The sequence below is a fragment of the Falsiroseomonas oryziterrae genome (assembly GCF_021864505.1).
Lineage (GTDB): Bacteria > Pseudomonadota > Alphaproteobacteria > Acetobacterales > Acetobacteraceae > Falsiroseomonas > Falsiroseomonas oryziterrae.
The window spans coordinates 1-12,214 of sequence record NZ_JAKJIB010000099.1; the positions used below are offsets into that span (position 1 = coordinate 1).

The 12,214-nt window shown below is 71.2% G+C and carries 13 protein-coding genes; 5 read left to right on the top strand and 8 right to left on the bottom strand.

Annotated elements, in window-relative coordinates:
* A partial coding sequence (locus L2I40_RS10345; RefSeq protein ID WP_237214825.1) for a hypothetical protein occupies window positions 1–281 on the top strand: 281 nt, incomplete at its 5' end.
* Window positions 282–331: 50 nt separating this feature from the next.
* Window positions 332–1,066, top strand: a complete 735-nt coding sequence (locus L2I40_RS10350; protein ID WP_237214826.1) for a hypothetical protein — start codon at window positions 332–334, stop codon at window positions 1,064–1,066.
* A gap of 21 nt (window positions 1,067–1,087) precedes the next feature.
* On the opposite strand, the gene L2I40_RS10355 is transcribed toward L2I40_RS10350, so the two are convergent.
* Window positions 1,088–2,326, bottom strand: coding sequence for an LssY C-terminal domain-containing protein (locus L2I40_RS10355; protein WP_237214827.1), 1,239 nt, complete (start codon window positions 2,324–2,326; stop codon window positions 1,088–1,090).
* A 213-nt stretch (window positions 2,327–2,539) separates the two neighbouring features.
* On the opposite strand from L2I40_RS10355, the gene L2I40_RS10360 reads away from it, so the two are divergent.
* Window positions 2,540–3,358: an alpha/beta hydrolase gene (locus L2I40_RS10360; protein ID WP_237214828.1), complete on the top strand. Its 819-nt coding sequence runs from the start codon at window positions 2,540–2,542 to the stop codon at window positions 3,356–3,358.
* Between the two features lie 253 nt (window positions 3,359–3,611).
* Complete coding sequence (locus tag L2I40_RS10365; RefSeq protein ID WP_237214829.1) at window positions 3,612–4,547, top strand: AraC family transcriptional regulator; 936 nt, start codon at window positions 3,612–3,614, stop codon at window positions 4,545–4,547.
* Between the two features lie 173 nt (window positions 4,548–4,720).
* Here the strand turns inward: L2I40_RS10365 and arsJ are convergent, their stop codons facing one another.
* The 7 genes from arsJ to dctP all read right to left on the bottom strand — a co-directional run bounded on the left by arsJ (window position 4,721) and on the right by dctP (window position 11,344).
* On the bottom strand, window positions 4,721–5,962 hold the full coding sequence (arsJ, locus tag L2I40_RS10370; protein ID WP_237214830.1) for an organoarsenical effux MFS transporter ArsJ: 1,242 nt from the start codon (window positions 5,960–5,962) through the stop codon (window positions 4,721–4,723).
* Between the two features lie 4 nt (window positions 5,963–5,966).
* A complete protein-coding gene (locus L2I40_RS10375) occupies window positions 5,967–7,010 on the bottom strand; it encodes an ArsJ-associated glyceraldehyde-3-phosphate dehydrogenase (RefSeq protein ID WP_237214831.1) in 1,044 nt (347 codons plus the stop codon).
* 24 nt (window positions 7,011–7,034) lie between these two features.
* Complete coding sequence (locus L2I40_RS10380; protein ID WP_237214832.1) at window positions 7,035–7,889, bottom strand: metalloregulator ArsR/SmtB family transcription factor; 855 nt, start codon at window positions 7,887–7,889, stop codon at window positions 7,035–7,037.
* Window positions 7,890–8,015: 126 nt separating this feature from the next.
* Window positions 8,016–8,453, bottom strand: a complete 438-nt coding sequence (locus L2I40_RS10385; RefSeq protein WP_237214833.1) for a type II 3-dehydroquinate dehydratase — start codon at window positions 8,451–8,453, stop codon at window positions 8,016–8,018.
* A 39-nt stretch (window positions 8,454–8,492) separates the two neighbouring features.
* The gene (locus L2I40_RS10390; protein ID WP_237214834.1) at window positions 8,493–9,794 is read right to left on the bottom strand and encodes a TRAP transporter large permease; all 1,302 of its coding nucleotides are present in this window, start codon (window positions 9,792–9,794) and stop codon (window positions 8,493–8,495) included.
* Entirely contained in the window at window positions 9,791–10,291 is a 501-nt protein-coding gene (locus L2I40_RS10395) for a TRAP transporter small permease (protein ID WP_237214835.1), read from the bottom strand. Before L2I40_RS10395 ends, L2I40_RS10390 begins: the two co-directional genes overlap by 4 nt.
* Window positions 10,292–10,354: 63 nt before the next feature.
* The gene (dctP, locus tag L2I40_RS10400) at window positions 10,355–11,344 is read right to left on the bottom strand and encodes a TRAP transporter substrate-binding protein DctP (RefSeq protein ID WP_237214836.1); all 990 of its coding nucleotides are present in this window, start codon (window positions 11,342–11,344) and stop codon (window positions 10,355–10,357) included.
* Between the two features lie 161 nt (window positions 11,345–11,505).
* Here dctP and L2I40_RS10405 point away from each other — a divergent pair.
* Window positions 11,506–12,214 (top strand): GntR family transcriptional regulator (locus L2I40_RS10405; protein WP_237214837.1); only part of this gene is annotated, 709 nt, incomplete at its 3' end.

Below are 12,214 nucleotides of genomic sequence, written 5' to 3' on the forward strand. Positions count from 1 at the left end.
CGCCGCCCGCGGCCAGCACCCCGGCTGCCCAGCCCGCCGCCGCCGCTCCCGCAGCGCAGCCCGCCGCCGCCGCGGCACCGGCCTGGCAGGACCTGAACGGTGCCCGCGCCGCCTCCGGTGAAGGCGAGTTGCAGCGCCGCGGCTTCGAGTTGTCCCGACGCCAGGGCCTGACCCAGTTCTGGAACCATGCGCCGTCGCGGACCTGCCTGCGCGTGGTGACCAGCAACGGCCGCTACGCCGTCTCGCAGGTGCCCTTCACGCCGCAGAACTGCCCGGTCTGACAACGGGTGCACGGGGAGGGCGAAGCATGCGGATGGGCAGGATCGCATTCATGGCGCTCGGGTTGCTCGCCCTCGCCCCGGCAGCGCAGGCGGCGGAGGTGCGCACCGTGCAGGTGCACTTCGCGCATGGCACGACCGGGGCGACCCTCTCCGGCCATGTCGCAGGGCATGAGGCCGTGCACTACCGGCTCGGCCTGCGCGCCGGGCAGATGCTTCAGGTGGTGCTGCATGCCGGCAGCGACGCCGTCGGCTTCAATGTCTTCGAGCCGGGCCACGTGCCGGGCCGCGACGCGGCGCTCTACATCGGCGAGCAGGGCGGGCCCCGGATGGAGGTGCGCACCTCGCATGACGGGGACTACCTTATCCAGGTCTTCCTGAACCGGGCCGCGGCAAGGCGTGGGGAACGGGCGAACTACCGGCTCGAGGTCGCGGCGACCGGCGGCGGGACGGCCGCGCCGGCGCGTGGCAACGACGCGACGGTGCCGGGTACCGGCTTCCACGCCACCGGACAGCTCCCCTGCGCGCGCGAACAGGGCCAGCCGATGGCGTCCTGCCGCTTCGGCGTGGAGCGCACGCGCGGCCGAGGCAACGGCCAGGTGACCATCAACTGGCCGGGCGGCGGCACGCGGGTGATCTACTTCGAGGACGGCACGCCGGTGCGCTACGACCAGTCCCAGGCGGATGGCGATGCCCGGATGACGGTGGGCCGGCAGGGCGACACCTTCCACATCCGCATCGGCCACCAGCGCTTCGAGATCCCGGAAGCCGTGATCACCGGCGGCTGACGTCAGGGGCCCGAAATACGCTCACGGCGGTACCGTGGGCGCGGCCAGGCCGAAGAACCCGTGCGACATCGGAGCCAGCCGCCGCTCCGTGAGCATCAGGATCACGCGATGGCCGTCCGTGAAGTAGGGATCGCCTTCGCCGTTGCGCCGCGGCGCCGCGCGCGGTGCAGCCCGGACCCCGTCGGAGAAACCGACACGCGCCACGCGATTGGCGGTGAGCAGATCCTGGACGAGGTAGTAGCGCGCGGCGTCCACGTCGGGATCGATCTCATGCGTCGTGGGCGGCCAGAGGCGCCCCGACAGCTTCACCCCGATGTCCCGGCTGATCTGCCCCGCCCAGACCGGCTGCCCCTGCCACGTCACCGGCGCGAGCCAGAGGCGCAGATGCATCTGCGCCTCCACATGCTCGCGCGCCTTCTGATAGGCGACGTCCTGCGGGCGGCCGAACAGCATGAGGTCGGAGACCGGCGCATGGCCGACACGGTCGCCCGTCACGAAGGCCCGCGCCATCCGCCAGGATGCGGCACCCGAGCGCGCTTCGGCGAGTGCCCAGCCGCGCGAGGCCAGCGCCAGGCGGACCGCGCTCAGCGGCCCGACGAGCAGGATGTTCAGCGGGTCTCCCGCCTCGCCGTCGCGCGTCGTCGCGCAGCAGGGCAGGCGCGCGGCGAAGTCGAGCAGCCCGGCGTCGTCGAGATCGGGCAGCGCACGGCCGGGATAGAGACGCTCCTGCGTCGGCACGGGCGGCCGCTGCAGGCCGGGCACCACCATGACGAGCGGGAACTCGCGATGGTGGCCGGGCCAGTTCAGCTGGACCGTGATCGCCTTCAGGCCCTCCTCGGCGCGCGTGTAGACCACGCCCGTGGTGACCCGGCCGGGCCGGATCAGCGCCGGGATGGCTGCCGCCTCCAGGCGCGCGACCAGATCCTCTGGCGCCGACCGCCCGGCGATGCGCCGCGCCACTTCGAGCGGCGTGAAATAGTCGCGGTCCACCAGCAGCGGAAACAGCCAGCAGGGCACCGTGTCGTCGTTCTCGATGCGGAGCAGCACGGGTTGCACCCCGTGCTCGTGCAGCGATGCCCCGAAGCGCGCGCGGCTCTCCTCGGCGCCGTAGGCGGCGGCCGCAACGGTGACCGGCCCATCGCGCCGCAGCTCCATCCGCGCCTCGATCGCGGGCGGCGGCGCCTCGACCGCGTCCGGCGCGGTGCAGCCCGCGAGCGCGGCGAGGAGAACCAGGACGGGAAGGCGCGACAGGCCGTTCATGTCGCGCGATAGTAGGGACCTCGTATCCCTTTGCCACCGCACTCCCTCGCACGGAGCCACGCCACCCTGCACCCTGCCCTGCCAAGGCGGTCCCCGGACCAGCGCCGCTCCGCATCGCGCCGACGCCGCTTCCCGGCCCTGGCCGCTGCGCTCGCCCTCCTGAGTGGGTGCGCGGCGCCCCTGCTCCGCTTCGAGCCGGAGGCCGCGCCAGCGGTGCTGATGCCGGTCGCGCTCGCCGGGGTCGAGGATCTGCGCGCCCGCTACCGGGAGGTGCTCTGCGCCGTGCTGCGCGCCGAGGATCCAGCCACCGGCTCCGCCCGCTGCGACGCGGCGCTCCACCGCATGGCCACGGAAGGCGAGCCGACCGGGCTCCCGGTGCATCTCGGCGCGCCGCGACTGCGGCTGCGGGTGGGCATCGTGGCGGGCTACGGGGCCGATTGCCTCGCCGGTTTCGTCGCGGTGCTCGCCGATGCGCGTGAGCATCTCGCCGCGCGCGGCTGGCCATCCGAAAGCCTGCATGTCGAAGGCCTCTCCTCCAGCCCGAGGAACGCCGCCGCACTGCGGCGCGCGGTGCTCGACGCGCCGCTGGCGCCCGGCGAGCGCTTCGTGCTGGTCGGCTATTCGAAAGGCGCGGCGGACATGCTGGAGGCGCTGGCACGCCATCCGGAGATGCGGCCGCGCGTCGCGGCGGCGGTCAGCCTCGCCGGCGCCGTGATGGGCTCACCCCTGGCCGACGATCCGCCGAGGCTGCTGCCAGGCCTCGTGCGGGCCGTGTCGGGCGAGGGCTGCACCCAGGGTGACGGCGGGGCCTTCGACAGCCTGCGGCGGACGGAACGCGTGGCGTTCCTCGCGCGCTTCCCGCCGGCCGACTACGGCGTGCCGCTCTACTCGCTCGGCGCCTTCGCCGCGCCGGAGCGCACCTCCGGGATCCTGCGCCCGATGCAGCGCAGCCTCGCCTTCCTGGACCCCAGGAACGACAGCCAGACGCTCTCCACCGACCAGGTCGTGCCCGGCTCGGCGCTGCTGGGCTAGCTGGATGCCGACCACTGGGCGGTCGCGCTGCCGCTGCAGCGAAGCCATCCCCTGCTGTCGTCCGTGATGATCGAGCACAACGACTTTCCGAGAAGCGCGGCGCTCGAGGCGGTGCTTCGCCTGGTGGAGGAGCGATTGCTGGCCGCCACGCGATAGCGGCCGCCTCCAGGCCGGCACGTAGCGGTTGCGCGGGCGACAGGCAGGTCGATAATGATCCCGCTGTCCGGGGCATGCCGCTCCCGCCGGGAAGACGATGCAGCCATTGAGGCGCCACATCGTGCTGGACACCCGCTCGCCCGCGGAGGCGCGGCGGGGCAGCGGCATGTTCCGCGAGCCGGTGGATCTCGTCCCGACCGGCTCCGACCTCGACTTCCGCCTCACCGTCCGGACCGTTCGTTTCGACGATATCCAACTCAGCGCGGTGTCCACAACGGGCCACCGGATCCGCCTGTCGGATCCCGACCACGTCGGCGTTCTGATCCCCTGGCGTGGGACGATCCGCACGGACGACGGCACCCGGGCCTTGCGGGCGGGTCCGGACGCCATCCTCCTGCCGCGCCCGGGCATTCGGGTGACGGAGACCGCGCCCGGCTATCTCGGCCTCGTGCTGAAGATTGCCGTCGATCGCCTCGCCGCGACTCTCGGCTCGTCCGGCTCATGGTCCTCGGCGACGCCGATCGCGGCGGGGTCCGGCGCGGCGCTCGCGCGGGCGCTGCGCTATGTCATCGAGGACTGCGACGCCGAGCAACCTGCGCTGCTCTGCTCGGCCAAGGCGGGCCGCAGCATGGCCGCCCTGCTGTCCGACCTCGTTCTGGACTGCATCACGAGCGGCGCACCGCCGCGCGCCGCAGCCGGCGCGCTGCAGGTCGCTCGGGCGGAGGCCTTCGCGCGCGCCAATCTCGACCAGCCGCTTCGCATTGCCGACCTTGCCGCAGCCGCCGGAGTCGGGCCGCGTGCGCTGCAGATCGCGTTCCGCAGCCTTCGCGGCCAAGGGCCGCACCGGTTTGTCGAGCAGCTGCGCCTCGACGCGGTGCGGGCCCGGCTTCTTGCAGGTACGCCGGACGACAGCGTGACGGCGATCTGCATCGATTGCGGCGTGACGCATATGGGCCGCTTCGGGCAGCTCTACCGCGCACGCTACGGCGAAGCGCCCTCCGCCACCTTGCGGCGCGCGCAGCACAGGGCCTGAGACGTCCCGCTCCGGCGAAGCGGCGTACGCGGTCAGAAGGCGACGCGGATCCCGCCACCGCTGCCGCCCTCGAACGGCGAAGCTGCTGCCCGGCCCATCGGGGACGAGCGCCCGCTCGCCACGCGCCCGTGCGGCGGTCTCGGACGAGCAGGACCTCGGCTTGGCCGCTGCCCTCAGGCCCGCGCAGACCTGCCGAGAGGCAGGGCCAGGGTCAGACCCCAGCAGGCCGCCAGCATGACGCCGCTCCCGACAAGGCAGGCTGCGATGCCACTCCAGGCGTAGAGCAGGCCGGACAGCAGCGTGCCGGCGAAGCGGCCCGCGGCGTTGGCGGCGTAGTAGAAACCCACATCCTCGGCTGCCTTCTCCGAACCCGCATAGGCGAGGATCAGGTACGAGTGGATCGAGGAGTTCACCGCGAAGACGAAGCCGAACAGCAGCAGGCCTGCGACGACCAGGAGGTCCGGCCGCGGCTGGTCGAGCGCGAGGCCAAGAGCAAGGACACATGGGATCATGGCAAGCAGGAAGGACCACAGCCGCGCTGCCGGCACTTCGGTCGAGAGTCCGTCCGCGCTCCGCCGCACCAGCGCCGGCGCGGCTGCCTGCACGACGCCGTAGCCGATGGTCCACAGCGCAAGGAAGCCGCCCACCATCGTGAAGGTCCAGCCCGCGGTGTGGAGGAACACCGGCAGGCCGACGACGAACCATACGTCGCGCGCGCCGAACAGGAAGACGCGCGCCGCCGCCAGCAAGTTCACGCCGCGGTCCTTCGCGAAAAGGTCCCGGGCCGATCTAGACGCCTTCGCCCTGCCCATCAGGGGCGGCAGCGAGAGCACGACGCCGACGAGAACCAGGCCCAGCGCCGCCGCCATGGCCCAGAGCGCTCCGCTGAAGCCAAGCAGTTCCAGCAGCAGGCCGCCGAGGAAGAAGCCCACGCCCTTCATCGCGTTCTTGCTGCCGGTGAAGAAGGCTACCCAGCGGAACAGCCGCCCACTCGCCTCCCCGGCCGTCAGCTTGATCGCGCTCTTGCTGGCCGTCTTGGTCAGGTCCTTCGCCACGCCGCACACGCCCTGCGCGGTGACCACCCAGGCGACGGAGAGCGCCGCCGCCCAGTCCGGCGAGACCGCCGAAAGCATCAGGAAGCCCGCGATCTGGGTCGCGAGCCCGACCGCCAGCATCCGCGCGATGCCGAAGCGCGTGGCCAGCCATCCGCCGATCAGGTTGGCGCCGATCCCGGCGGCCTCGTAGAGCAGGAAGAGGAAGGCGAGGGTGAAGGGCGAGTAGCCGAGCCGGAAGAAGTGCAGCAGCACCAGCATCCGCAGCGCGCCGTCGGTCAGCGTGAAGCCCCAGTAGGCCGCGGTGACGATGGCGTAGTTGCGCGTGCCCGAAGCCGAAGGGACGGCGGTGCTGCCGCGCACGGCGTCAGATCCCGACCTCGGCCATATGGCAGGCGAGATCGACCATGCGGCAGGCATAGCCCATCTCATTGTCGTACCAGGCATAGACCTTCAGCAGCGTGCCGTCGGTCACCATGGTGCTCGGCCCGTCCACGATCGAGCTGCGCGTGTCGCGGGCATAGTCGGCACTGACCAGCGGCCGGGCCTCGTAGCCGAGGATCCCGGCGAGGGGGCCCGCGGCCGCGGCACGAAAGAGCGCGTTGACCTCCTCGGCCGAGGTCTCTCGTGCCATCTCGAAGACGCAATCGGTGAGGCTCGCGTTCAGCACCGGGGCACGGACCGCGTGGCCGTTCAGCTTCCCCTTGAGCTCCGGGTAGATCAGCGCGATGGCCGTCGCGCTGCCGGTGGTCGTGGGCGAGAGGGAGAGCATGGCGGATCGTGCCCGCCGCAGATCCTTGTGCGGCGCGTCCACCACGACGTTGGTGTTGGTCGGGTCGTGGATGGTGGTGATCTGGCCGTGGCGGATGCCGATGGCCTCGTGCACCACCTTCACCACCGGGGCGAGGCAGTTGGTGGTGCAGGACGCTGCGGTGACGATCGGGTGCCGCGCCGGGTCGTAGAGGCGCTCGTTCACGCCCACCACCACGTTCAGCACGCTGTCGAACTTCACCGGCGCCGCGACGATGACGCGCTTCGCGCCGCGCACCAGGTGGCCCTCGAGCGTCTCGGGCGTCAGGAACTTGCCGGTGCACTCCAGCACCACGTCCACGCCGAGGTCGCCCCAGTGCAGTTCCGCAGGATGCGGCTGCTCGGAGAAGGACAGGCGCCGGTCGCCGATGCGGATGGCGTCCCGCCCTTCGGCCGCGATGGGCGCGCGCCAGCGCCCCTGGACGCTGTCGAACTCCAGCAGATGCGCGATGGCAGCCGCACCGCCCTTGATCTCGTTCAGGTGGACCACGTCGAGCCGGTTGGCGCGGCGCGGATCGTCTTCCGGCCGCTCCGCCGCGCCCATCGCCGCGCGCAGCGCCAGCCGCCCGATGCGGCCCATGCCGCTGATGCCGACCCTCATCGTCCAGCCTCCCGGCCCATCCGCCTACCGCGCCAACGCATGCGGGTCGGCCAGCTCGTCCATTCGGGCCTTCAGCGCCATCCGGTCGAGCGAGGCGAAGGGCAGGCTGGTGAAGATGCCGAGGCGGCGATGCAGCGCGGCATAGAGCTCGTTCAGCAGCGTCGCCTGCTCAGGCGCGCTGCCGGTGAACTTCGCAGGGTCCGGCAGCGGCCAGGCCGCGGTCACGGTCGTCCCGCCGAAGTCCGGGCAAACCTGGCCCGCCAGCGTGTCGCAGAGCGCAATGACGAAGTCGATCCGCGGCGCGCCCGGCCCGATGAACTCGTCCCAGCTCTTGGACCGCAGCGCCGAGACGTCGTGCCCGAGCGCCTTGAGCTGGCTCAGCACTTGCGGCAGCGGCCCGTCCTCGCTCGGGGCGGACCCGGCGGAGAAGGCCCGGAAACGCCCCTCGCCGATGCGGTTCAGGATGGCCTCGCCCATGATCGAGCGGGCCGAATTGCGCGTGCAGAGGAACAGCACGTTGAAGACGGGCTTCTCCATCCCGGCGGTTTCCCGAGCGGTGTCGAACAGTCGGTGGAGGTCGCCGCAGCGCGCAGGATCGCCGCCGCAGCAGGCCTCGGCCAGGAACGCGATCAGCCCCCGCAGGCGCGCGACCTGCGCCGCGTAGACCAGACTGCGGCCGTGCCGCGTCGCCGCGACCAGCCCGGCCTCCTCCAGCGTGCGGAGGTGGAACGACAGGGTGGAGGCCGGCACGCCGAGCCGCGCAGCGATCCCGCCGGCCGGGAGGCCGGAGGGGCCTGCCGCCAGCAGGTCGCGCATCAGTTCGAGCCGGGTTGCCTGACCCAGCGCCATGAAGCCCGCCGCCGCCTCATCGATCTCCATGCTTCCAGCATAATGGAAATCGCGCCTCGGGAAGCGTGAAGCTTCGATGAAGGAGCGGGCGGGCGCTGCCGACCGCCAACCTCCCTCGGGACCGCCGCCAGTTGAGCGGCCGAGCCACGATGCGGGTCAGCCCTCGAGCAGTTCGCGAAGGGAACGCACGGCCGTCGCGTAGCCCCGAGCGCCGAGCCCGGCGATCACGGCCGTGGCGACGCCGGAGACGAGCGAGCGATGGTAGATCGGCTCCCGGCGATGGATATTGGAGATGTGCAGCTCGATCACCGGGCCGTGGAACATCTTCAGGGCATCCAGCACGGGGATGGAGGTGAAGGTCAGCCCCGCCGGGTTGATCACGATGCCCGCCGCGCCGCTGTCCGTCGCCTCGTGGATCCACTCGACCAGCTGGCCCTCGTAGTTGGTCTGGCGGAAGACCACGATGTCCTCGCCCGCCGCGGCGCGGCACAACGCCTCCACCTCGGCCAATGTCGTATGGCCGTAGATCTCGGGCTCGCGCTTGCCGAGGCGGTTCAGGTTGGGGCCGTTCAGCACGTGGATGGTTCTGGCCAAGGAGGCATCCTTTCGCGGGCGGTGCGGCCTGCCGCGCGCTCAGCCGCTGTAGCCGAACTGCCGCGGCAGCCAGAGCACGAGGTCTGGCACGAAGGTGATCAGCGTCAGCGCGCCCAGCATCGCAGCGATGAACGGCAACGTGTGACGCACCACGGCCGACAGCGGGGCGTCGGAAAGCTTCGCGACGATGAACAGCAGCAGGCCGTAGGGCGGCGTGATCAGCCCGATCATGATGTTCACCACCACGACGATGCCGAAATGTACCATGTCGACGCCGAGCGCCTGCGCGGTCGGGATCAGCACCGGCACTACCACCAGCAGGATGGTGCTGCCTTCCAGCAGGCAGCCGAGCACCAGAAGGATCAGGTTGACCGCGACGAGGAACTGCCACTGGGAGAGCTCCCAGCCGGCCAGCACGTTGCGCACCGTGTTCGGGATGTTCTCGCTCGCGACAACGTAGTTGAAGGCAAGCGCGCCGGCGATCAGCATGCCGATCGCGGCGGTGGAGCGGGCGCTGGCGAGCACCGTGCGGTAGGTCTCCCGGGCGGAGAGGCTGCGATAGACCACCGCAGCAACCACGAAGGCGTAGGCCGCCGCGACGGCCGCGGCTTCGGTCGGGGTCATGATGCCGCCATAGATGCCGCCGAGCAGGATCACCGGCATCAGCAGCGCGGGCGTTGCCTCCCAGGTCAGGCGCGGCATCTCGCGCAGCGGCACGCGCTCGGCGACGGGAAAGCCGTGGCGGTGCGCCATCCAGCTGTTGATCCCCATCTGCGCCAGGCCCATCAGCAGCCCGGGCACCACGCCGCCCAGGAACAGGTAGCCGATCGAGCTGTCGGAGATCAGCGCGTAGAGCACCATCGGGATGGAGGGCGGGATGATCGGTCCGATCACCGCCGTGGATGCGGTGATGGCTGCCGCGTAGCTGGCCGGATACGCACCCGCGCGCTTCATCATGTCGATGATGATCTTGCCGCTGCCCGCCGCGTCGGCGATGGCCGATCCGGACATGCCCGCGAAGATCACGCTCTGCACCACGTTCACATGGCCGAGCCCGCCGCGGAAACGCCCGACGAGCAGGTTGCAGAAGCGCAGCAGCCGGTCCGTCATGGTGCCCGCGTTCATCAGCCCGGCGGAGAAGATGAAGAGCGGCACGGCGAGCAGGATGTAGCTGCCGTTCAGCCCGTTCAGCAGCTGCTCCGCCGCGATGGACATGTCCTGGCCCGACACGGCGAGGTAGATGATGGAGCCGGTGATCATCGCCAGCCCGATCGGCAGGCCGAGCACCGCGAGCCCAACGATCGTCAGCAGTGCCAGCGTGAAGGGATCGCCGAGGCTCATCCGATGCGCGGCCCGATGTGCCGCCTGCCGGTCGCTGCGCGGAACGCGATCGCGGCGTGGCGGATGATCATCGCCACGGCGAAGACCAGGTAGATCGAGTAGAGCCAGTCGAAGCGGATGCCGAGATAGGCGGATCGCTCCACCTTCATGAAGGTGACGTAGTCCCACACCGCCGGCAGCGACCAGCCGAACACCGCGACCACGGCCGTTCCGGTGATCACGTCGAACGCGCGCCGCAGCCCGGGCGGGACGCTGCCGTAGAGGATGTCGAAGCGGATTTCCTCCTCGTCCGTCAGCACCAGAGCCGCCCCCCACAGGATGCCCCAGACCCAGGCGAGCGTGGACACCTCGGTCGTCCATCCGACCGGGGCGTTCACCACGTAGCGCATGAAGATCTGGATGACGAAGGCGACGAACATCGCCGCGAGCAAGGCGGCAAGCACGTTCTCGGCGCGCCGCCTTGTCCAGTCGAACAGGCGGCGCGGCAGGGAGGTCATCAACGTGCCTCTCGGACGAGGTTGAGGCCGGGCGGCTGTGCGGCGTCGCCGCCCGGCGACGGATCAGCGGACGGCGTTGATCCGCTCGAGGATGCCCTGCGGCCAGCTCTGCGACTGCGGGGAGGCGAGGTAGCGGCGCTGCGCCTCGGCGCGGAAGGCGTCGACGTTCGGCGCATAGACCTCAAGGTTCTGGCTGCGGAAGAAGGCGACCATCTCCTCCTCCTGCGCCAGGTGGCGGCGCGTGCTCTCGTCGATCGCCTTGTCCGCCGCGGCCTGCAGCGTCTGGCGCTGCGCCGGCGTCAGCGCGTCCCAAACGCGCGCCGAGACCGACAGCAGGTCGTAGGCGACGAGGTGGCTGGTCAGTACGAACTGCGTCGTCACCTCGTGGAAGCGCATGGTGCGGCTGGTCGGCAGCGGGTTGTCCTGGCCGTCCACCGCGCCGGTCTGCAGCGCCGTGTAGAGCTCGGCGAAGGCCACCGGGGTGGGGTTTGCGCCCAGCGCCTCCCCAAGGAACTGCCAGGTCTCGCCGGGCGGCATGCGGAGCTTCAGCCCGCGCATGTCGGCCGGCGTCGTGATGCGCGTGCGCGGCCGGAGGTTGACGTGCCGCGTGCCGAAATAGAGCGGGCCGAGGATGTGCACGTTCAGCTGCTCGCGCGCCATCCGGTTGAACTCCTGGCCGATCGGACCGGAGAAGACCTTCCGCATGTGGTCCGCGTCGCGGAACAGATAGGCGGACGCCATCACCGACCAGGCCGGGATCTGGCGCGAGATGTCCTGCGGCGAGAGATTCGCCATCTCCACATTGCCGCGCTGGATGGCGACCAGCTCGGTGCCCTGGCGGAACAGCGTCGCGTTCAGGTGCAGCTCGACCTCGAACTCGCTGGCGAGGTCCCGCTGGAAGCCGCGCATCGCCTCGGCGCGGATGTCCTGGTCGGAGAAGACCGCGGTAAAGCGCAGCCGCCGCCGGGCCTGCGCCCGGGCGCCGAGCACCGGCGCGGCCGAGAGCGCGGCGGAGGCAGCCAGAAGAGAGCGGCGGCCGAGGAGCGAGGGCATGGGCGTTTCCTTTCCCTGGAGTCTGTTGGCCAGCACGCTACGTGTGGCAATCCGCGGGATCAAGAGCGCATGACCTATATATCGGAGATTTCCTCGATACTCATGTATTGCACCCTCCGCCCCGCGGACCGATAGTACCGCCGCATGCGAGAGGACACGGCATGACCGCGTCAGGCGGCGCAGCCCGCCACGTCGCTGACACCTCCGGGGAGGCGGCCTATCGCCGGCTGCGCGGCGACGTCATCAGCGGCCGCCTTGCACCGGGCCGGAAGCTCGGTCTCGAAGGGCTGCGGCAGATCTACGGCGCCGGGGTGAGCACGCTGCGCGAGGCACTGACCCGCCTCGCCTCGGAGGAACTGGTGGTGGCCGAGGGCCAGCGCGGCTTCAGCGTCGCCCCCGTCTCGCCGGAGGATTTCGTCGAGGTCGCCGATCTGCGCCTGCTGCTGGAACGCCATGCGATCCGCGACTCCTTCGCCGCGGGGGATCTCGACTGGGAGGGCCGCGTGGTCGGCGCCCATCACAAGCTGGCCGCCCTGGAACGCCGACTGCTGGCCGGCGAGGCCGCCGACCCAGTGCTCTGGAAGCGCTACGACCTGGAGTTCCATCGCGCGCTGATCGAGGCCTGCGACTCCGCCGTGCTGCTCGAAGCCTACGCCGCGGCCTATGACCGCTACCTGCGCTACCAGATGGTGGCCGTGGTGTTCCGCGGCGCGATCGCGGCCGAACAGCACGCGGCGCTGCTCGACTGCGCGCTCTCCCGCGATGCGGAACGGGCGTGCCGGGTGATCGAGGAGCATGTCCGCGGCTGCGTGGAACACGTCGCGCGCACCGGCGCGCTGCTGCCCTTCGCGCCGCGCCGGGCCGGCCGTG